This window comes from Streptomyces sp. NPDC046203 (genome assembly GCF_040646255.1).
Lineage (GTDB): Bacteria > Actinomycetota > Actinomycetes > Streptomycetales > Streptomycetaceae > Streptomyces.
In genome coordinates, this window is sequence record NZ_JBEYZX010000019.1 from 1 (window position 1) to 22,050 (window position 22,050).

General features: G+C 72.2%; 12 protein-coding genes and 1 pseudogene. 11 read left to right on the plus strand and 2 right to left on the minus strand.

What is annotated here, in order from left to right:
- The 5 genes from ABZ990_RS16410 to ABZ990_RS16430 form a co-directional block, all read left to right on the plus strand.
- On the plus strand, positions 1–1,616 hold a 1,616-nt coding region (locus ABZ990_RS16410), incomplete at its 5' end, for an SUKH-4 family immunity protein (protein ID WP_361231351.1).
- A 173-nt stretch (positions 1,617–1,789) separates the two neighbouring features.
- Positions 1,790–2,749, plus strand: a complete 960-nt coding sequence (locus ABZ990_RS16415) for a cellulose-binding protein (protein ID WP_361231353.1) — start codon at positions 1,790–1,792, stop codon at positions 2,747–2,749.
- A gap of 97 nt (positions 2,750–2,846) precedes the next feature.
- Positions 2,847–3,314 carry a DUF5709 domain-containing protein gene (locus tag ABZ990_RS16420; protein ID WP_361231355.1) on the plus strand — a complete coding sequence of 156 codons (468 nt, stop codon included), beginning with the start codon at positions 2,847–2,849 and terminating at the stop codon, positions 3,312–3,314.
- Positions 3,315–4,073: 759 nt separating this feature from the next.
- The gene (locus tag ABZ990_RS16425) at positions 4,074–4,436 is read left to right on the plus strand and encodes a hypothetical protein (RefSeq protein WP_361231357.1); all 363 of its coding nucleotides are present in this window, start codon (positions 4,074–4,076) and stop codon (positions 4,434–4,436) included.
- Positions 4,437–4,511: 75 nt separating this feature from the next.
- Complete coding sequence (locus tag ABZ990_RS16430) at positions 4,512–4,907, plus strand: VOC family protein (protein WP_361231359.1); 396 nt, start codon at positions 4,512–4,514, stop codon at positions 4,905–4,907.
- A gap of 71 nt (positions 4,908–4,978) precedes the next feature.
- On the opposite strand, the gene ABZ990_RS16435 is transcribed toward ABZ990_RS16430, so the two are convergent.
- Positions 4,979–6,682: an MFS transporter gene (locus tag ABZ990_RS16435; protein ID WP_361231361.1), complete on the minus strand. Its 1,704-nt coding sequence runs from the start codon at positions 6,680–6,682 to the stop codon at positions 4,979–4,981.
- 464 nt (positions 6,683–7,146) lie between these two features.
- On the opposite strand from ABZ990_RS16435, the gene ABZ990_RS16440 reads away from it, so the two are divergent.
- From ABZ990_RS16440 to mfd, 3 genes are all read left to right on the plus strand, one after another.
- The gene (locus ABZ990_RS16440; RefSeq protein ID WP_361231363.1) at positions 7,147–7,935 is read left to right on the plus strand and encodes an ABC transporter ATP-binding protein; all 789 of its coding nucleotides are present in this window, start codon (positions 7,147–7,149) and stop codon (positions 7,933–7,935) included.
- Positions 7,932–10,502, plus strand: a complete 2,571-nt coding sequence (locus tag ABZ990_RS16445; protein ID WP_361231365.1) for an FtsX-like permease family protein — start codon at positions 7,932–7,934, stop codon at positions 10,500–10,502. The genes ABZ990_RS16440 and ABZ990_RS16445 overlap by 4 nt, the downstream gene beginning before the upstream one ends.
- Positions 10,503–11,154: 652 nt before the next feature.
- Positions 11,155–14,703 (plus strand): transcription-repair coupling factor, encoded by a 3,549-nt coding sequence (mfd, locus tag ABZ990_RS16450; protein ID WP_361231367.1) that lies wholly within the window; start codon positions 11,155–11,157, stop codon positions 14,701–14,703.
- A gap of 312 nt (positions 14,704–15,015) precedes the next feature.
- Here the strand turns inward: mfd and ABZ990_RS16455 are convergent, their stop codons facing one another.
- Positions 15,016–15,441 carry a peptidoglycan-binding protein gene (locus ABZ990_RS16455; protein WP_361231369.1) on the minus strand — a complete coding sequence of 142 codons (426 nt, stop codon included), beginning with the start codon at positions 15,439–15,441 and terminating at the stop codon, positions 15,016–15,018.
- A gap of 576 nt (positions 15,442–16,017) precedes the next feature.
- On the opposite strand from ABZ990_RS16455, the gene ABZ990_RS16460 reads away from it, so the two are divergent.
- The 3 genes and pseudogenes from ABZ990_RS16460 to ABZ990_RS16470 all read left to right on the plus strand — a co-directional run.
- The gene (locus ABZ990_RS16460) at positions 16,018–20,199 is read left to right on the plus strand and encodes a NocE (protein ID WP_361231371.1); all 4,182 of its coding nucleotides are present in this window, start codon (positions 16,018–16,020) and stop codon (positions 20,197–20,199) included.
- A 175-nt stretch (positions 20,200–20,374) separates the two neighbouring features.
- A complete protein-coding gene (locus ABZ990_RS16465; protein ID WP_361231373.1) occupies positions 20,375–21,451 on the plus strand; it encodes an N-acetylmuramoyl-L-alanine amidase in 1,077 nt (358 codons plus the stop codon).
- A gap of 220 nt (positions 21,452–21,671) precedes the next feature.
- Positions 21,672–21,827 (plus strand): annotated as a pseudogene (locus ABZ990_RS16470) (helix-turn-helix domain-containing protein); the annotation flags it as partial.
- Between the last annotated feature and the right edge of the window lie 223 nt (positions 21,828–22,050).

Consider the following 22,050-nt stretch of genomic DNA (forward strand, 5'->3'; position numbering starts at 1 on the left):
CCGGACCGGGTTTCAGTGTTCAAGAAGGTCAAGCACGGCGCCGACTGGACGCCGGACCGGCCGACGCCGCGACGAGCAAGGCGACGCCGCCGCCCGGCCGTTACTCGCCGACGCAGCCGGTGACCCCGCACAGCCCCGACGGCTCGCGGCCCCCGGGCCCGCCCGGTGCGCCGACCCCGCCCGGTCCTCCCGGTGTGCCCGGCACCCCGCCCGGTGGTGTCGCGTACGCCGCGACGATGCTGGCGCACCCGGGCCAGATGGGTCCGGGCCAGATGGGTCCGGGGCAGCCCGGTCAGCCCAGCCAGGGTGGCAACACCCCGCCCCCGCCTCCGCCGCCGGGTGTCCCCGGCACGCCTCCGGGCGGTGTCGCGCATGCGGCGACGATGCTGGCGCAGCCCGGGCAGATGGGTCCGGGGCAGCCCGGTCAGCCCAGCCAGGGCGGCAACACCCCGCCCCCGCCCCCGCCGCCGGGTGTCCCCGGCACCCCGCCCGGTGGTGTCGCGCACGCGGCGACGATGCTGGCGCAGCCCGGCCCGGGTGGTCCCGGTGGCCCGGCCGGACCGCCCCCGCCGCCGGGACCCGTGCCCGCGCCCGGGTCCGCCGGGGGCCCCGGTGGTGCGTACGGCTACCCGCAGCCGACCGGTCAGCCGACCGTCGGCCCGGGCTATCAGGCCGTGCTGCGCTACCGCGCGCCCGACGGTTCGGAGCAGCAGCTCATCCGCCGCTCCGCGCCGGGCACCCCGCACCCGGAGTGGCAGATGCTGCACGAGCTGCGGGCGATGAACGTGCCGCCGCAGCAAGTGCTCGAACTCCACACGGAGTTGGAGTCGTGCGAGCTGCCGGGCGGTTACTGCGCGCGGATGATCCGGGAGACGTGGCCGCAGGCGCGTATCACCAACATCGCGCCGTACGGCCGTGAGCACGCGGGCCGTCGCCAGGGCATGCATCAACTCCTCACTCACCAGGGTGAGTTGCATCAGGTCGCGGACGGTCCGGCGCGCCCCGCGCCGGTGCGGGCGCCGCTGCCGCAGGTGCAGCCCGCGCCGCCGCTGCCGCCGGACGGGGTGGCGCAGGAGCTGGCCGGGGCGTTCGGCCCGGGCATCCTGCGCTTCGACCAGCGTGCGGTGTCCCGGCAGGGGGTGCCGGAGCTGGTGGCGGTGACGCTCGTGTGGGCGGGGCTGCCGGCCGACTTCGGTCCGTTCTTCTGGGCGCAGCCGCCGATGCCGGTGGTGCCGACGCTCGCGGAGCTGGCGCAGCAGCGGCAGATCCAGCCGGCGTCGGACGCGGGTTCGTATCTGGTGCTGGGGTCGGACTTCGGCCGGGCGATCTGTGTGCAGTACGGGACGGCGAACATCGTGGCCGTGCCGGTGGAGCCGGGTCCGGGCGGGCAGTCGGCGCCGCCGCAGTTCGTGAACACCGGGGTGCCGGAGTTCGTGCGCTGTCTGGCGCTGCTGGGGCGGATGTGGCGGCTGCGGTTCGGGCTGAACCCGGAGCAGGCGGGCCGCTGGACGGTCGACTTCCAGGCGCAGCTGGCGATGCTGGACCCGGCGGCGCTGTCGTCGCCGGAGAACTGGTGGTCGGTCCTGCTCGAACAGATGTGGGACGGCCTGCTGTAGGCCGCACGGCCCGCGCGGGGTTCCGTTCCGCGCGGGCATTCGTGTGAAGATTCAGCTGGTGTGACAAAAGGCGCTCGATGTGTGATCACATTGGGCGCCTTTTGTTCGTTTGCATGGCGCATCCTTGATTTTTGATGGCAAAAGCAGTCGAAGGGGCGTCGATGTTTTTCTCCGTGGGTCGCGGGCGTGGTTACCGTCCGGAGCAGGTCGACCGTCGGCTGGCGGACATCTCCGCGGAGCGCGACGCCGCCTGGGAACGGGCCGCGCGGCTGACCGTCCTGGCCAAGGAGATGGAGACGGAGGCGGCCCGGCTGCGCGAGCTCGCCGCGACGCTGCCTCCGCAGCGTTACGACTCCCTGAGCGAGCGCGCGCGCCGCATCCTGGCGGACGCGGAGGCCGAGGACGAGGCGTTGGTACGGGCCGCGGAGGCCGAGGCGCAGACGCTCGCGGAGACGACGGAGGCGGCCGTCGCGGAGCTGGCGGACACGGCCGCCACCTACGCCGAGGAGGTCCGTACGGGTGCCGACGAGGCGGCCCGCGAGACCCTGAAGACAGCAGGTGAGCGGGCCGACGCGCTGGGCGAGGAGGCCCGCCGTGACGCCCGCGAGCAGCGCGCCGCGGCCCGGCAGGCCTACGAGACCACCGAACGCGAGGCCGAGGCGCTCCTCGCCGACCAGGCCGAGCGGCAGCGGGTGGCGGAGGAGGAGGCCGACCGCGCGGAGACGGCCGCCCTCGCCGCGCAGCGGGCCCGGCACGAGGAGATGATCGCGCGCGCCGAGGAACGCCTGGAGGAGGCCCGCCGCGCCCTCGCCAGGACCGAGGAGGCCGCCCGCCACGGGCAGGAGGACGCGGAGGCGCGGGGAGCGGAGATCCTCGCCGCCGCGCGCGTTGAGGAGGAGCGCGTCGAGCGGACGACGGACCGGGTGCTGCGCGAGGACGAGGAGGAGCGCGAGGAGATCCGCTCCCACATGGAGCACATCCGCGCCTCGCTGGCGGCCCTCACGGGCGGCCGCCCGGGCCGCCGCGCGAAGGACACGGCGAAGGACGGGGCGAAGGACGGGGACGCGGCGGAGGCCACGGAGGCCGGGGGCGCGGCGGAGACCGGGCGTCCCGAGCGCGCGGTCGAGGAGTAATCCGGCGGGGGAATGTCTGCGGGCCCGTTCCGTGGGTACTCGCGTGGGCGGCGGGGGGTGGGTGCGGCACACGCGCGGACACGAGAGGAACGGGGAGATGAGCGAGAACACCCCCTCTGCGGACACATTCGGGGACGACGTCTACCAGCCGGCCGGCTCGGACAGCGCGAACCGGCCCAGCGGCCCGTACGACCCCGGCAACGCGCTCGACACCGACCCGACCGAGGACCTGGCCGAACCCGGCTACTCCCCGCCGGAGCGGCCGCGCGGGGTCGCCCGCCACGGGACGACCGCCCGCGAGCAGCGCGAGCGCGCGTCCCTCGACGACCGGCTCGCCGAGGAGCGCCCCGACGACCCGGGCGACGCCTGGCTCGGGGACGGCCTGGGCGACCTGCCGGGCGGCGAGGGCGAACCGCTGGACGAGGAGTCCGGTGCCCGCCGGGCGGGACGGCTGGCCTGGCGGTCCGACGACGGCGTCAGCGCCGTGGACGTGGGGACGGACGACGGTACGGCCCCGGCCGAGGAGGCCGCGATGCACCGCGACACTGGCATCGACGGCGCTTAGGCAGGCCGTGTCCGCGAGGTAGTGCCGTCTGCCTGCCCGGAGGGCGGGCCGTGTCGGGGTTTTGGTTCTTCCGTCGGATGCCGAGCAGCGATCGCAAGACGGAGGGTCGCCCCGGGACGTACGTGGTGGGGGCGCTTCCCGTGCCCGAAGGGCCACGGGGGGGCGCGCCGGGGGCACCTCCCGGGCGAAGCCTTGGGAGGAAGGGCATCGCGGACACGGCCCAGGGCCGGGCCCGGAGCCGGGGCGCTTGGCACGGGACCTGGCCGCGTTGCCGACCTGCCGGAACAGCTCCGCTGGGACATCGCTCCGTCGCCTCGCCATCCTTTCCCCCGCCGGAACCCCCAGGTCCTCCGGCGGATCTTCGCCGGGGGGCGAGGCCGGGGTCGGGTTCGGGGCCGGGGCCGTGACATCTGTTTCGACCGGCCCGGGTGGTGACCGCCGGAGGCCGGTCTCCCCGCCGCCCGCCGTCATCACTCCAGTGGCGCAACGCTGTCGGGCCCCGCGCGCCCGCCGTGTGGGGCCGTACGCGGCCCGGCGGGCGGGGCGGGGGCGGGCCGGAGCGGGGTGCGATCAGTACGGGCGGTTGCCTAGCCTGAGGCCGTACGAGCCCGGTGAGGTTCCCCCGGACGGCCCTTGGGCTGTTCGGCGGTACGTGCCGGAGCCCGGAGATCCGCCCGCCATCGCATGGGCCGTGCCCCCGCCGTTTCTCGCGCGCGGTGGTCCGCGCCCTTGCCGAGCGGAGGAAGGAGACCGATCGCCATGCTCATCCGCCACTCCTTCGAGGACGGCGTCCTGCACGTGTCGCTCCCGCATGATCTCGACGTCACCGGTCGGCCCGTGGCGGCCCTGGAGACCGAGCTCCTGGTCCATGTCCACCGTCCCCGGCGGGTCAGGGTCCAGCTCCCCACGTTCGATCCGTCGCCCGCCAGCCTGGGTGCGCTGTCCCGGACCCGCCGGCTCTGCGAGGCGCTGCGGATCCCGCTCACGGTCGTCGGGCCGGTCACGGTGGCCCGCCGCCTCGCCGCGAGTTTCGAGTCCGGTCCGGGCCTGAACCCTGGCCCCGGCCCGAACGCGGACCCGGACCCGAACGCGGGCTCCTTCGAGGTCGGCGACCCCGCGTAGGCGGCGGCAAAAGGCGAGCGGCGATCGCCGATCACGGCCTAGGGTGAGGGCCCGTTCACGCGATCCGGGGGATTCATGACCAGCCGCTTCACCGAACTGACCGTCGACTGCCACGATCCGGAGCGCCTCGCGGCCTTCTGGTGCGCGGTCCTGGACTTCGAGGTGATCGACCGGGGCGAGGACAAGGTCGAGATCGGTTCCTGGGTGCCGACCGTCGAGGCGGTCCGGGCCCGGCAGATGCCGCCGACTCTGGTGTTCATCCGGGTGCCCGAGGGCAAGACGGCGAAGAACCGGCTCCACCTCGATGTCAGCCCGATCGACCGTGGCACGGACGAGGAGGTGGAGCGGCTGCTCGCCCTCGGCGCCACCACGGTGGACGTGGGACAGGGCCCGGGCCGGAGCTGGGTGGTCATGGCGGACCCCGAGGGCAACGAATTCGACGTCCTGCGCACCCTGGCGGCGCCCGAGTAGCCCTGGCCTGACCCCTGGAGGACTGTGCGCCGGCCGGCCTCCCCGCCCGGCGCGCGCTCTCCCCTGCCCTTCTACCGGACGGTCCCGGGCCCTTCCTGAACCCGCACGTCCCCGGAAGTTCCCTCTTCTTCCTCCTTCTCTCCCTGTTCCTCGTGCTCCTTCAGGACGGGGAAGCGGCGTGGGGCGAGGGTGAGGAGGACCAGGAGGGCGAGGGCGGCGGCGCCCGCCGCGCCCAGGTAGACGTAGTCGACGGCGGCGGCGACCGCGCGCCGGAGGTGGTCGGCGGCCGGGGCGGTGAGGGCGCCGGGGGTCTTCAGGGAGTGGAGGAGGCCGTCGAGGTCGGCGCCGCCGGTCCGCGCGGTCAGTACGCCGTTGGCGATGGCCCCGAAGAGGGCGGCGCCGATGCTCTGGCCGATCTGGCGGACGAAGAGGACGGACGCGGTGGTGGTACCGCGTTCCTCGTACGGGACGGTCGACTGGACGCCGACGAGCAGCGGCAGTTGGAAGAGTCCGAGCGCGCCGCCGAGCAGCAGCATGAGCAGGGCGGGCTGCCAGGGTTCGCCGGGGAACGGAAGAAGCGGGAAGGCGAGCAGGACGAGCAGGGCCAGGGTCATGCCGAGGAGGGCGGTCCGGCGGAAGCCGATGCGGTTGTAGACGCGGTTGGACAGAGCGGCGCTGACCGGCCAGCTCAGGGTCATCACGGACAGGACGAAGCCGGCCGCGATCGGTCCGAGGCCGAGGACGGCCTGGGCGTACGTGGGGAGGAAGACGGTCGGGGCGACCATGAGGAGCCCGAGCGCGCCGAGGGCGAGGTTGACGGCGGCGATGGTGCGGCGGCGCCAGACCCAGCCGGGGATGATGGGGGCGGTGGCACGTCGTTCGATGACGACGGTCACGGCGGTGAGGACGGCGGCCCCGCCGAACAGGCCGAGGGACGGTACGGACAGCCAGGGCCAGGCGACTCCGCCCTGGACGAGGGCGGTCAGGAGGAGGGTTCCGGAGGCGAAGACGCCGAGGGCCCCGGCCCAGTCGACGGAGACCCGCGCCCGGCCCTGACGGATCTCACCCCGACCGCGACCGCGACCACGCCCTCGCCCCCGCTTCTCACCTGCGAGCTTGCCCTCCCCCGGCCCGAGATCCGCTCCCGACCCCTCCTCCTCGGCCTCCCCCTCGACCTCTCCGCGTCCCCCGACCCTTAGGGGTTCGGCGGCCCCTCTCAGGGTTGCCGCCCCCACCTCTTCCCTCGCCCCCATCCGTCCTGGTTCGACCAGATATCGGACGATCAGCCAGAGCGCGGCCCCGCCCACCGGCAGGTTGACGAGGAAGATCCAGCGCCAGTCCGCGTATCCGGCGAGGAGCCCGCCGGCCGCCGGTCCGGCGACGGCGGAGGTGGCCCACACGGTGGAGAGCCGGGCCTGGATCCTGGGGCGTTCCTTCAGCGGGTAGAGGTCGGCGGCGATCGTCTGGACCGTGCCCTGGAGGGCGCCGCCGCCGAGGCCCTGGACGACGCGGAAGGCGATGAGCGAGCCCATGTCCCAGGCGGACGCGCACAGGACGGAGCCGGCGAGGAACAGGACGATTCCGGTGACGAGTACGGGTTTGCGGCCGAAGGTGTCGCTGAGTTTCCCGTACACCGGCAGGGTGACGGTCACGGCGAGCAGATAGCCGGAGAACAGCCAGGAGAAGACGGACAGTCCGCCGAGGTCGCCGACGATCTGGGGGACGGCGGTGGAGACGACGGTGCCGTCGAGGGCGGCGAGCGCCATGCCCAGCATCAGGGCGGCGACGACGGGCCCGCGCCGCGTGTCGCCGGCGGCGCCTCCGCCACCACCGGGCCCCGTACGCCGTATCGCAGGTTCCGGTCCTGGTCCTGGCCCTGGCCCTGGCCCTGGTCCCGGTCCCGGTGTGCTCGCCCCGGACATCCTCAGCCGCCCCTTCCGCCCCGAACCCCCGCCCGTAGAACCACCGGTCGGTGCTTCGTACATCGAAAGGGGCAGGGGCAGCCTCTCACCGGTACCAGGGGCTGAGGAACCCCTAGGGGTGGCTCCCCCAGTAAGGCCAGGGGCCGTTCGTCCCGCCGGAGGACGAGGGAGGCCGGTCACCCTCCTTAGCTTGTTCTTACGTGGTCAGCGCATCGCATCCCGCGCCGCACACGCCGTCTTGACGCTCCGTCAAAAGCCGCGACCAAGACCGCCGACCAAGACCACCGACCGAGACACCACCACCAAGGAGAACGACCGTGACTTCGGCTGTGACCATCCCCAGGCTCGGGGGAAGCGGAGAGAGTACGGCCGTCGCCGCGCGGGCGCGTCAGGTCGTGAAGGCGTACGGCTCGGGGGAGACCCGGGTGGTCGCGCTCGACCATGTCGACGTGGACATCGCCCGGGGCCGCTTCACCGCCATCATGGGGCCCTCGGGTTCCGGCAAGTCCACGCTCATGCACTGCCTCGCGGGTCTGGACACGGTCAGCGGCGGTCAGATCTTCCTGGACGAGACCGAGATCACCGGTCTGAAGGACAAGAAGCTCACCCAACTCCGGCGGGACCGGATCGGGTTCATCTTCCAGGCGTTCAATCTGCTGCCCACGCTCAACGCCCTGGAGAACATCACGCTCCCCATGGACATCGCGGGCCGCAAGCCGGATGCGGAGTGGCTGCGGCAGGTGGTGGAGACGGTCGGTCTGACGGAGCGGCTGAAGCACCGGCCCAACCAGCTGTCCGGCGGCCAGCAGCAGCGGGTGGCGGTCGCCCGGGCGCTCGCCGCCCGCCCCGAGATCATTTTCGGTGACGAGCCGACCGGAAATCTCGACTCGCGTGCCGGGGCGGAGGTGTTGGGCTTCCTGCGTCAGTCCGTCGACTCGCTCGGCCAGACGATCGTCATGGTGACCCACGACCCGGTGGCCGCCTCGTACGCGGACCGCGTCCTCTACCTCGCCGACGGCCGGATCGTGGACGAGATGTACGCGCCGACCGCCGACCAGGTGCTCGACCGGATGAAGGACTTCGACGCGCGCGGGCGGACGTCGTGACCGTGCTCAAGACCTCGCTGCGCAACTTCCTCGCGCACAAGGGCCGCATGGCGCTGTCCGCCGTCGCCGTCCTCCTCTCCGTGGCGTTCGTGTCGGGCACGCTGGTGTTCAGCGACACCATGAACACCACGTTCGACAAGCTCTTCGCCTCCATCGCCGACGATGTCACCGTCCAGCCGGGGAAGTCGAAGGACGACGACGCGAGCCGGCTCACCGGCCGCCCCGACACGCTGCCCGCGTCGCTCGTCGAAAAGGTGCGGGCCGCCGAGGGCGCCCGTAACGTCGAGGGCGTCGTCAGCTCGGCGGCCGTGACCCTCGTCGACTCCAAGGGCGAGAACGTCGGCCCGACCTCCGGTGCGCCCACCATCGCGGGCAACTGGTCGTCGCGCGACCTGCGTTCGTTCGAGATAGCCTCCGGCCACGAGCCGCGCGGGCGGGGCGATGTGGTCGTGGACGAGACCACCGCCGAGAAGCATCACCTGAAGATCGGTGACGAGCTGCGCGCCATCGCCGTCACCGGCGACTTCACCGCGAAGATCTCCGGCATCGCCGCCTTCAAGGTCACCAACCCCGGTGCCGCCGTCGTCTGGTACGACCTCGCCACCGCACAGCGTGAACTCCTCGGCAAGGAAGGTGTGTTCACTCACATCACCGCCGAATCCGCGCCCGGCGTGAGCGACGACGTGCTGAAGAAGCGGATCGCCGAGAAGGTCGGCTCCGGCTACCGCCTCCAGACGGCCGCCGAGTCCGCCGACGCGAGCCGCGAGAGCATGAGTTCCTTCCTCGACGTCATGAAGTACGCGCTGCTCGGCTTCGCCGGGATCGCGTTCCTCGTCGGCATCTTCCTCATCGTCAACACGTTCTCGATGCTGGTGGCCCAGCGGACCCGCGAGATCGGCCTGATGCGGGCCATCGGCTCCAGCCGCCGCCAGATCAACCGTTCCGTGCTCGTCGAGGCGCTGCTGCTCGGCGTGGTCGGCTCGGTCGCCGGTGTCGCGTCGGGTGTCGGTCTCGCCGTCGGCCTGATGAAGATCATGTCCGCCGTCGGCATGGATCTGTCGACCGGCGATCTCACCGTCCGCTGGACGACCCCGGTCATCGGCCTCACCCTCGGCATCGTCGTCACCCTCCTCGCCGCCTTCGTCCCGGCCCGCCGGGCCGCGAAGGTCTCCCCGATGGCCGCCCTGCGCGACGCCGGCACTCCCGCCGACGCCAAGGCCGGCCGGGTCCGCGCCGTCCTCGGCCTGCTCCTGACCGCCGCCGGCGGGGGCCTGCTGTGGCTCGCGTCCCGCGCCGAGGAGGCCGGCCCGGGCTCGGGGCTCCTCGGTCTCGGTGTGGTCCTGTCCCTCCTCGGCTTCATCGTCGTCGGCCCGCTCCTCGCGGGCGGGGTGGTCCGCGTCCTCGGCGCGGTCGTCCTGCGGGTCTTCGGCCCGATCGGCCGGATGGCCGAACGCAACGCCCTGCGCAACCCGCGCCGCACCGGCGCCACCGGCGCGGCCCTGATGATCGGCCTGGCGCTGGTCGCCTGCCTGTCGGTGGTCGGCTCGTCGATGGTGGCCTCGGCCACCGAGGAGCTGGACCGGACCGTCGGTACGGACTTCATCATCCAGACCACCAACGGCCAGCCGGTCGTGCCGCAGGCCGAGGCGGCCGTGGCGAAGGTCTCCGGGCTCGACCACGTCACCCGCTACAAGGCGGTCGCGGCCACGGTCATCGATCCGAAGGGCAAGGCGGAGAAGAACGGCATCGTGGCCGCCGACCCGACGTACGCGACCGACCTGCGCCGCGACACCACGGCGGGCAAGCTGTCCGAGGCGTACGGGCAGGGCGCCATGTCCGTCGGCAGCACGTACGCGGCCGAGCACCACGTCACGGTCGGCGACACGCTCACCGTCGTCTTCCCGGACGGCAAGCGGACGAAGCTGCGGATCGCGGCCGTCACGTCCGACAGCAACAACATCGACAAGGGCGCGATGTACACCAGCATCGAGACGGCGGAGAAGTTCGTGTCCGCCGAGCAGATGCCCAGCCTGGTCCTCTTCGCCGCGGCGAAGGACGGCCGGACGGACGCGGCGTACAAGGACCTGAAGAAGGCCCTCAAGCCGTATCCCCAGTACCAGGTCGCCAACCAGGCCGACTACAAGAAGATCCTCCAGGACCAGGTCGGGCAGCTGCTCAACATCGTGTACGGGCTCCTCGCCCTCGCGATCATCGTCGCCGTCCTCGGCGTCGTGAACACTCTCGCCCTGTCGGTCGTCGAACGCACCCGCGAAATCGGCCTCATGCGCGCCATCGGCCTCTCCCGCCGCCAGCTGCGCCGCATGATCCGCCTGGAATCCGTCGTCATCGCCCTCTTCGGCGCCCTCCTGGGCCTCGGCCTGGGCATGGGCTGGGGCGTCGCGGCCCAGAAGCTCCTCGCCCTGGAGGGCCTGCGCGTCCTCGACATCCCCTGGCCGACGATCGTCGCCGTCTTCGTGGGCTCGGCCCTGGTCGGCCTCCTCGCCGCCCTGGTCCCGGCCTTCCGCGCGGGCCGCCTGAACGTCCTCACGGCCATCGCCACAGACTGACCAGACCCAAATGGGTGAGGGGCGACCGCGCGACCAGCGCGGTCGCCCCTCACTCATTTCCCCCACCCCACCAGCGGAACCATCCACTTTCCCTCAACCAGAGCCACCCCCACCCGAGCCCTCATCTCCGCCCCTTCCCCCCCATCCCCGCCTCTTCCCCTCTCTTTCCTCCCCTTTCAACCAGAGCCGGCCCCACCACGCTCACCCCCACCCACCTCCCCTCCCACCCACGGACGTGAGGCGCCCCCACCTACCCCACCCAGCGGGCGTGGGGGTGGGGCGCGACGGACGGGAGCGGGGGACGGGAAGGGGGTCGTGTTCGAAACGTAAAGCGTGATTTGTGGCGCGGAAAAAGAACGCTTTACGCACTACGGAGGCGACCGCGCCGTAAATCATGCAGTGCAGAACACGACCCCCGGACCGGCCCCCGCGCACCCACCCACCACGCCCCCCGCCCCACCCCCAACGCCCGCGCACCCTCCCCACGCCGCCCCCAACGCCCGCACCCACCCGCAAACGCCCACCCCCACAACCACCACGCCCACCCCCCAACCGCAGCGCCCCGCCCCACGCCGCGTCGTACGCTGGAACCCCCGCCCCGTCCCACGTGTCGGGCGTTCCGCGTTGCCCACTTGCCGGGATGGAAACCCCCATGAGCCTGCACGGTCTGCTTGACCTCGTCGTCCACGACCCTGCCCTCGCCGAGGCGGTCGACGCCGCCCGCGACGGCAACCGTCCCCACGTGGATCTCGTCGGCCCGCCCGCCGCCCGCCCCTTCGCCGTCGCGGCGCTGGCCCGTGACGCCGCGCGCACGGTGCTCGCGGTGACGGCGACGACCCGGGAGGCGGAGGATCTGGCGGCGGCGCTGCGCACGCTGCTGGATCCGGAGACGGTGGTGGACTACCCGTCGTGGGAGACGTTGCCGCACGAGCGGTTGTCGCCGCGTTCGGACACGGTGGGCCGCCGGCTCGCGGTGTTGCGCCGGCTGGCGCATCCGTCGCCGGACGATCCGGCGGCGGGCCGGGTGAGTGTGGTCGTCGCGCCGGTGCGTTCGGTGTTGCAGCCGCAGGTGAAGGGTCTGGGCGATCTGGAGCCGGTGGCGCTGCGCACGGGGCAGCGGGCGGATCTGGAGCAGATCGTCGCGGGTCTCGCGGCCGCCGCGTACTCGCGGGTCGAACTGGTGGAGAAGCGGGGCGAGTTCGCGGTCCGCGGCGGGATCCTGGATGTGTTCCCGCCGACGGAGGAGCATCCGCTCCGGATCGAGTTCTGGGGCGACGACGTCGAGGAGATCCGCTACTTCAAGGTGGCGGACCAGCGGTCGCTGGAGGTGGCGGAGCACGGTCTGTGGGCGCCGCCGTGCCGTGAGCTGCTGCTGACGGACGAGGTGCGGGAGCGGGCGGCGGCGCTCGCCGAGCAGCACCCTGAGCTGGGTGAACTCCTCGGCAAGATCGCCGAGGGGATCGCGGTCGACGGTATGGAGTCGCTGGCTCCGGTCCTCGTGGACGACATGGAGCTGCTGCTCGACGTGCTGCCCGCCGGGGCGATGGCGGTGGTCTGCGACCCGGAGCGGGTCCGTACCCGTGCCGCCGATCTCGTCGCGACGAGCCAGGAGTTCCTGGCGGCGTCGTGGGCGGCGACGGCGGGTGGCGGCGAGGCGCCGATCGACGTGGGCGCGGCGTCGCTGTGGGGGATCGCGGATGTCCGGGACCGGGCACGCGAGTTGGGGATGATGTGGTGGTCGGTGTCGCCGTTCGCGGCGGACGATCCGTCGGCGAACGGGGGTGCCGACACGCTCAAGCTCGGCATGCGTGCCCCGGAGGCGTATCGCGGGGACACCGCCCGCGCCCTCGCGGACACGAAGGGCTGGCTGGCGGACGGCTGGCGCACGGTGTACGTGACGGAGGCGCACGGCCCGGCGTCCCGTACGGCCGAGGTGCTGTCGGGCGAGGGGGTCCCGGCCCGGCTGGATCCGGATCTGCCGGGTGCCGCCGCGCTGTCGCCCTCCGTCGTCCATGTCTCGTGCGGGTCGATCGACTACGGCTTCGTGGATCCGGCGCTGCGGCTCGCGGTCCTCACGGAGACCGACCTGACCGGTCAGAAGGCGGCGGGCAAGGACGGCCGGCGGATGCCGGCGAAGCGGCGGAAGACGATCGATCCGCTGACGCTGGAGGCGGGCGACTACATCGTCCACGAGCAGCACGGTGTGGGCCGCTACATCGAGATGGTGCAGCGTACGGTGCAGGGCGCGACGCGCGAGTACCTTCTGGTGGAGTACGCCCCCGCGAAGCGCGGCCAGCCCGGCGACCGGCTGTACATCCCGACGGACCAGCTGGAGCAGGTCACCAAGTACGTGGGTGGCGAGGCGCCGACGCTGCACCGGCTGGGCGGCGCGGACTGGACGAAGACGAAGGCACGCGCGAAGAAGGCGGTCAAGGAGATCGCCGCCGATCTGATCAAGCTGTACAGCGCGCGGATGGCGGCTCCGGGGCACGCGTTCGGTGCGGACACGCCGTGGCAGCGGGAGCTGGAGGACGCGTTCCCGTACGCGGAGACGCCGGACCAGCTGTCGACGATCGCCGAGGTCAAGGAGGACATGGAGAAGTCGATCCCGATGGACCGGCTGATCTGTGGCGACGTCGGTTACGGCAAGACGGAGATCGCGGTACGGGCGGCGTTCAAGGCGGTGCAGGACGGCAAGCAGGTCGCGGTCCTCGTGCCCACCACGCTGCTGGTGCAGCAGCACTTCGGCACGTTCTCCGAGCGCTACTCCCAATTCCCGGTGAATGTGCGGGCGTTGTCGCGTTTCCAGACGGATACGGAGGCGAAGGCGACGCTGGAGGGGCTGCGCGAGGGATCGGTGGACGTCGTCATCGGCACCCACCGTCTCTTCTCCTCCGAGACGAAGTTCAAGGACCTGGGCCTGGTCATCGTGGACGAGGAGCAGCGGTTCGGTGTCGAGCACAAGGAGCAGCTGAAGAAGCTGCGTGCCAACGTCGACGTCCTCACCATGTCCGCGACCCCCATCCCCCGTACGCTGGAGATGGCGGTCACCGGCATCCGCGAGATGTCGACCATCACCACGCCGCCGGAGGAGCGGCACCCGGTCCTGACCTTCGTCGGCCCGTACGAGGAGAAGCAGATCGGCGCGGCCGTCCGCCGTGAACTGCTGCGCGAGGGGCAGGTCTTCTACATCCACAACCGGGTCGAGTCGATCGACCGGGCCGCCGCCCGGCTGCGCGAGATCGTGCCGGAGGCGCGGATCGCGACGGCGCACGGCCAGATGTCCGAACAGGCCCTGGAACAGGTCGTGGTGGACTTCTGGGAGAAGAAGTTCGACGTGCTGGTGTCGACCACGATCGTGGAGTCCGGCATCGACATCTCGAACGCCAACACGCTGATCGTGGAGCGCGGCGACAACTTCGGTCTGTCGCAGCTGCACCAGCTGCGCGGCCGGGTCGGCCGGAGCCGGGAGCGCGGCTACGCCTACTTCCTTTACCCGCCGGAGAAGCCGCTGACGGAGACCGCGCACGAGCGGCTGGCGACGATCGCCCAGCACACCGAGATGGGCGCGGGCATGTACGTGGCCATGAAGGACCTGGAGATCCGCGGCGCGGGCAATCTGCTCGGCGGCGAGCAGTCCGGCCACATCGCGGGGGTCGGCTTCGATCTGTACGTACGGATGGTCGGCGAGGCCGTGGCCGACTACCGGGCGTCCCTGGAGGGCGGCGTGGAGGAGGAGCCGCCGCTGGAGGTGAAGATCGAGCTGCCGGTCGACGCGCACGTCCCGCACGACTACGCGCCGGGCGAGCGGCTGCGCCTGGCGGCGTACCGGGCGATCGCCTCGGCGAACTCGGAGGAGGACGTCAAGGCGGTACGGGAGGAACTGACCGACCGCTACGGCAAGTTGCCTGAGCCCGTCGAGAACCTCCTGCTCGTCGCCGGCCTGCGGATGCTGGCCCGCGCCTGCGGCGTCGGCGAGATCGTGCTCCAGGGCCCGAACATCCGCTTCGCGCCGGTGGAGTTGCGCGAGTCGCAGGAGCTGCGCCTGAAGCGCCTGTACCCGCGTACGGTCATGAAGCCGGCCGTCCACCAGATCCTGGTCCCGCGCCCGACGGCCGGCAAGATCGGCGGCAAGCCGGTCGTGGGCCGCGAACTCCTGGCGTGGACGGGCGAGTTCCTGGCGGAGATCCTCGGGTCCTGACGGCTGACGGACCCGTGCGCTCGTCCCGCCCCGGTGCGGGCTCCGGCCGGCGCGCCGGGACGGGACGAGCGGCGCGCGGTCACGGTCGCTGTACGAATCGTCGGGGAACGCGGCGGCCGCGAGACCACCCTCGTCGGACAGGGGGCTCCCGGCACCGGGAAGGCCCCCGGCCCCGCATGAGCGCGGCGGCCGGGGGCCTTCCCGTCTATCGGATCAGTCCCGGATCAGTCCCGGATCGGACCCGGATCAGTTCCGGATCGGCCCCGGCGCCCGGGGCATGCGCGGGCAGCGGTGGGCGTCCCGGTTCCGGACTCAGACGATGCTGGGGATGTACGTGTTGCAGTAACCGGCCTTGGTGACCTTCTCGTCGTAGCCGTAGACCGGGTCGCCGTCCCACAGGAGGGCGTAGCCGGACTCCGGGCCGACGATGCCGTCGACCTGCCAGGGGAAGTACGCCTTCTGGAAGAAGCGGATCGCCTCGTCCGTCTCGGGCCCGAACTTGCTGTCCTCGGAGATCTGGCGGTGCGGGGTCACGCCGGGGCGCCAGTTCCAGTTGTTGGCGAAGAGGAAGTTCAGCTGGTGCTGCACGCACCACACGCCGTTCGGGTTGTTCGTCTGGCCGTATCCGATGTACGGGGCGCCGACCCGGGCCTGTGCCGTGCCGGAGAAGGCGAGGACGGACAGGGCGGCGGCCGCGGAGACAGCGGCGACGACCCGTGAGGCGGGCTTCTTGAACATGACGAACCTGCTTTCCGTGCGGAGCGGGGCGGGGATCGGTACCGGGGGCGGGCTTGGCCGGACGCCACCGGACAGCCGGAACACTAGGCCGGGTTCGGGCACTTCCCGGTGTCCCGGCCGTCCCGGGGCAGTCCCGGGCGGCCGGCGGGGCGCTCCCGGGAATCCGTCTTCCGTGGTCGGCGGGAGTGCACGGGGGACCGTCCCGCGAACCGGTCCGGGACGGGGCGCCCGTCCCGGAGGGCCGCCGCGCCGTCCCTGTGCCTGGGACGGCGTTCCCGTCCCGTGAGCCGGGCCCCACACGGGACGTCCCGGGGAGGGTTTCGGGCCCGAACCGCCGTACGCGGCCCCTACATTGCAGGCGTCGGACGGCCCCGGGCCCCGTGCGCGGCCCGCCCGGGGCCTGTCCTTCCCGACCCATCCCCATCCCCACCCCCTCCCGCCGAGCCGGCCCATGTTGCCGCCTGTCGCCGTGTGCCGCTGTGCGCCGCCCTGTGCCGCCGTCATGCCGGCCTGTGCCTTGGTGCGTCGCCTCACGCCGGTTCGGTGCGGATGTCACGGAACGGAGAGAGAAGACCCTTGAGACGACACGAACGACACAGACGACGGCCGTCGGCCGTCGCCGTGGTGCTCACCACGGCGACGGCACTGATGGCGCCGCTCACCCTGTCCGCCCAGGCGGCGTCATCCGCGGCTCCGGCCGCCCCCACGCAGAAGCCGAACCCGTCCGCACCGGGCGCCGACCGGCACCCCGCCGAGGTCCCGGCCCGCGACCGGGCCGAGGTGGTCGGTGGCGCCTCGGACCGGGCGTGGACCACGTCCGGGGACGCCTCCGGATTCCATGTGCTGGTCGCCGAGGCGAAGGAGGGCTACCTCTGGAAGACGGCGGCCACCCTCTCGGAGCCGGGCTTCGACACCGACGCCTGGATCGGCAACGCGTGCGTCACCGCCTCCGGTGACCGCGCGGTCGTGGCGTACGCGCCCCGTACGTTCACCAACAAGCCCGAGCTGATGACGCGCGGCGCGTTCACCGCCGTGGTCGAGCTGGCCACGGGCAAGGTGACGAAGCTTCCGGTGCAGGCGTCCCTGTCGTACTTCTCCCCCGGTTGCGGCGAGGGGGAGACGGCGGTGCTCTCCCAGTTCACCGACGACGAGTCGAAGGAGAACGCGACCCGGCTGATCACCGTCGACGCGAAGGCCGGCCGCACGGCGGCCCCGCTGAAGCTGACCGGCCAGGTCACCTCCGCGATTCCCTACGGCGGCGGCGAGATCGTCGCGGCCGATGGCGCGCGGCTGGTCCGTATCGGCAAGGACGGCGGCCGGCGCGCGATCGCGCGTACCGACCAGGTCCCGTTCCGGATCACCCGGGACGCGGCCGGCGGCATCACCTTCCTGGACGCACCCGTCGAGGCGGGCAAGGGCTCGAAGGCGAGCGGCCAGGTCAAGCACGTCGACGCCGCCGCGGTGCGCTCGGCGGGCAACGGCGCGGCGAAGCCGCGCCTGGTCGCCTCCGGGCGGCTCACCGCGCTGGACGTGGCCGGTTCCCCCTCCGGTGAGGTCTACGTCACCGGCGAGGCCGACAGCGACGGCACGCTGCCCGCGCACGTCCACAACCCCGGCGGCCTCGACAAGGACGCGGTGCTGAGCGCCCGCGGCCAGTCCGCGGTCTCCACCCGCTGGGCCCATGGCAAGGACGGCAGCCCGATCAGGCCCGAACAGGCCACCACCGAGCGGACCGTCGTCAACCACGTCACGGTGCTCGGTACCGGGAAGGACGTCGAGCTGGAGGCCACGCCCGGGGCCGAGCCCCTGGCTCCGGCCCGGCGTGCCGACGGCCTCGCGACCTCGCCCGCTCTGCACAGAGCGGGCGCGCCCGCGGCCGCCGCCCCCAGCGCGCGGACCACGCAGAAGGCATCGCTCGCGGCCCCCGCCGCCTCCGGTGCCTCGGCTCCCGCCGCCTCCGGTGCTTCGGCCCTCGCCGCCTCCGCCTCCGCCTCCGCCTCCACCTCCGGCGCCGCGCTGGCTGCCGCCGCCTCGCCGAACGACCCCGCCGAGGCGGAGCGCACCTGCGCCGTACCGCGCGGCGACGTGCGCAAGCAGGCGTTCCAGCCCACCCCGCGCCAGATCGAATGGGCCGTGGACCAGGCCGTGATCATGGCTCTGAACCAGCGTGTCAACCGGGTGTCCGACTGGAAGTCGATGGGCATGGCGGCCTACAGCCCGCAGGCACTGTTCCCGCTGCGCGTGCTGAGCGGCGACCCCAACGGCTATATCGACAAGGCCGACGACTGGCACATCCCCGCGCAGATCATGCTGGGTGTCATCACCCAGGAATCCAACATGTGGCAGGCCGGCCGGTACGTCGTCCCCGGTGCCACGGGTAATCCGCTGATCGGCAACTACTACGGCATCGAGTACGCCCCCGACGGCACCCAGGGTGATCCGTGGCTGGTCAACTGGTCCAAGGCCGACTGTGGTTACGGCCTCACCCAGATCACCGACGGGATGCGTCTGCCCGGGCACGACCAGCCCACCCTGTCGCCCGCGCAGCAGGAGGCCGCGGCGCTCGACTACACGGCGAACATCGCCGCCGGTGTCGACAAGCTCGCCGAGAAGTGGAATGAGACCCGCGACGCCGGTCTGATCATCAACAACGGCAAGCCGAGGTTCATCGAGAACTGGATCTACGCCCTGTGGGCGTACAACGCCGGTTTCCATCCGCAGGCCGACGCGGCGAAGAACAACGGCGCGTGGGGCGTGGGCTGGATCAACAACCCGGCCAACCCGCTCTGGAAGGCCAACCGTCCCCCCTTCCTGGAGGCGGTCAACGGCGACAACGACTACTCCGCCGCCTCCCACCCGCAGGACTGGCCGTACCAGGAGAAGGTGATGGGCTGGGCGGCCCGGCCCATCTCGGCGATGCTCAAGCCCGGCACGATGGGGGCCGGGTTCATCCAGGCGTGGTGGAACTCCAACGCCTACCGCACCATGGGGCTGAAGCCCTGGGAGTCGCTGTTCTGCGACGCCGAGAACGAGTGCGACCGCACCAAGATCGGCCCGGACGACAAGAACGAGCCGGGGCTCGGCGCCTGCACCCGTGCCGACCTGCACTGCTGGCAGCACCACGCGGTCACGTACCGAAACTGCGACAACGGCGAGTGCGGCTATCCCGTACACCGCTTCGACACCACCTACCCGGAGCAGCCGGACGAGAACGACTCCTACCGGCCGCGGTGCAACGCTGATTTGCCGGAGGGTTCGCTGGTCGTCGACGACGTACCGGACAACGTCTCACCGACGGGATGGGCTGCCCGCGGTTGCGGGACGGTGAAGTCGGCGGGGACCTTCGCCTTCGACTTCAACCTGTGGAACGGCACGTATCCCGGGAAGATCGACATGCATCAGGTCGGCGGCGGCTACCTGAACCACTTCTGGTTCTCCCACACCCGTGACACCGCCGGCAACGACGGCGGCCGGCTGCTGACCACCGGTACCTGGACGCTGAACCGGAACATCGGCGGCAGCGGCTGGGCCCGGGTGATGGTGCACATCCCGGACCACGGCGCGCACACCCGGCAGGCCAGGTACGTGGTGCACGGGACGGACTCCACCAGTCCCGTACGGGTGGTGCCGCAGCGCACCCAGGAGAACCGCTGGGTCGACCTCGGCGCGTTCCACTTCACCGGTACGCCGAAGGTCTCGCTGAGCACGCACGCCGACGGCGGCAACGGCTCCGAGGACGTGGCCTGGGACGCCGTCGCCTTCCAGCCGCTGCCCGGCAAGCCCGGCGAGTCCATCGTCGCGCTCGGCGACTCGTACTCCTCCGGCGAGGGCGCGTCCGTCTCCGGCGGATCCGACTACTACCGGGAGACCAACTACCAGGACCGCTCCAACGGCGCCACCCGCGACGCCTGCCACCGCTCCAAGCTGGCATGGTCCCGGCAGGCCACCCTGCCCGGCCGCGGCAGCTCGATCGGGGCGCTCGCAGACGCCCATGACCCGTCGCTCGACTACCACCTGATCGCCTGCTCCGGCGCCCGTACGTACAACGTCCTCGGCAAGTCGGACGGCGGCGGCAAGTCGGAGTACGGCGAGATGGCCCAGCTGGACCAGGGCTATCTGGACCAGAACACCACGCTGGTGACGATCTCCGTCGGCGGCAACGACGCCCTGTTCACACCCATCTTCCAGCAGTGCCTCTACCACCTCCCGTTGTGCCCGGGCGCCGAGATCGACGACGTCGACGCCAACGGGAACAAGACGGGCAAGAGCTCGGGGACCCTCTCCGACTACGCCCCCGCCCGCATCCACAATCTGGTGCGCCCGCAGATCGTGAAGACCCTGAAGGCCATCAAGGCGAGGGCCCCGCAGGCCAGGATCGTGCTGATGGGCTACCCGCCGCTCATGGAGTACAACGGGAACTGCCTGCCCGGCATCGACGACAGCGAGGGTTCCTGGCTGAACTCCATCGGCGATGTCCTGCTCCAGGAGATGGACGGCGCGGCCCAGGACGCGCGGGCCGAGGGGGTCCGGGTGTGGTTCTCGAACCCGAAGGAGGCGTTCAAGGGCCAGGCCATCTGCGGATCGCCCGAGACGGTCCATGGCATCGTCACGGACCTGGTGGAGAGCGACGGCCTGCTCGTCGACGCCGATGTGCTCAAGTTCGGTGTCTCGGCCCAGTCGTTCCACCCGAAGATCGCCGGCGCGCGCCACTACGCCGACTCTCTGGAGCAGACCCTGAGCGGCATGCCTCTGTCATGACCCTCACGCCCCTCATGACCCTCATGACCCGCTGACGAGACATCCCTCTCCCGTGCCGTTCCACGTCCCGTGGGACGGCACGGGACAGCGGGACGGGCGTGCGGTCTTGTCCCGGCGCCCCCCGGTTCTTAGCGTCGGTCCGCGACTTCCCGACCGGCTCCGCGAAGGGACCCACATGACCACGCCGACGGCACGCATGCTGCTCCACCGACGCTCCCTGCTCGCCGGCGCGCTGGGCCTGGGGGCGGCGCTGACCACCCTGGGTACGGGGGCGGGGCGGGCCTGGGCCACCGACGGGCCGCTGGTGTCCGGCTGCGAGGCATGGGGCGCGCGGCCGCCGAAGAGCCCCGTGAAGGTGCTCCCGGCCCGGGCGCAGAAGATCATCGTCCACCACACGGACACCCCCAACGTGACCGATTACGGGCAGGCCCAGGCATTCGCGCTGTCCCGTGCGATGCAGACGTACCAGATGGACGATCAGGGCTGGATCGACACCGGGCAGCACTTCACCATCAGCCGGGGCGCGTTCGTCACCGAGGGCCGGCACGGGAGTCTGGCCGCGCTCGACAGCGGTACGCAGATCGTCGAGGCCGCGCACTGCCCCGGCCAGAACACCGTGGCCATCGGCATCGAGAACGAGGGCACGTACATCACCGAGGAGCCCCGCCCCGAGCAGTACGCGACGCTCGTCGCCCTCTGCACCCGCATCTGCCTCCAGTACGGGATCCGGCCCTACCAGATCTACGGCCACCGGGACTTCCACAACACCGAGTGCCCCGGCGACCGCCTCTACGCCCGGCTGCCGCAGTTGCGCGCCGACGTGGCGGCTCGGATCGGCGGCGATCCGACGGCGCCGGTGTGGCCGGTGGTGGGCATGGGCGAGGTGAGCGAGCGGGTCCGCGTCCTCCAGCGTCTGCTTGTCCAGCGCGGGGCGACGATCACGCCGGACGGCGCCTTCGGGCCGGTGACCGATGCCGCGGTGCGCGCGTTCCAGAAGCAGATCGAGGCCGCCGTCGACGGGGTGGCGGGCAACCAGACCTGGAACCAGCTGTGCGCGCCGGTGGCGCGGGGCGCGGTCGGCGAGGCGGTGACGGCGATACAGGGCCGGCTGTCGGACCTCGGCTTCCCCACCACGGCGGACGGCGAGTTCGGGCCCGGCACCGCGGACCAGGTGACGGCGTTCCAGGGCTCGCGCGGGCTGCCGCAGGACGGCGTCGTGGACGCGCGGACCTGGAGCCGGCTGCTGGCCTGACCCGCCGTCCGGCAGGAGGGGCGATCCTGCGTCGACACGGCCCCCCGGGAGCGACACTCCGGGGGGCCACAACCATGGGGTGGTTCATTCGGGTGACTGGTACCGTTCGCGCGCCGAGGGCCAGGGGGCCCCGGAGCGAGACATGGGGAGTCACGTGATGGCAGGGGCACTTGGGGAGTCGGGCGGCGGCGAGGCCCCGAGAGGCGACCTCTTCGCCGAGATGCGGCGGATCAAGGACGCGTCTCGGCTGAGCTACAACCGCCTTGCGGACAAGACGCACTACAGCCGCTCCTCCTGGGAGCGTTTTCTCAATGGCAAGCAGGTCCCGGCCAGGATCGCGGTGGAGGAGTTCGCGGCCGCGGCCAGGACGGATCCCGGGCCGCTGCTGGCCCTTCTCGACCAGGCCGTCGTACGCGACGAGACGCCGGCGGAGGGGCCGGGGTCCGCGCCCGCGTCCGCCCCCACATCCACATCCACATCCACACCCACACCCACACCCGCGCCCGTGTCCTTGTCCGCGCCTGCGGAGAGCCCGATTCCGGTTCCGGTTCCGGAGCCGGGGGCGGAGTCCGGGCCTTCCGTCTCCGCGGCGATGGCCC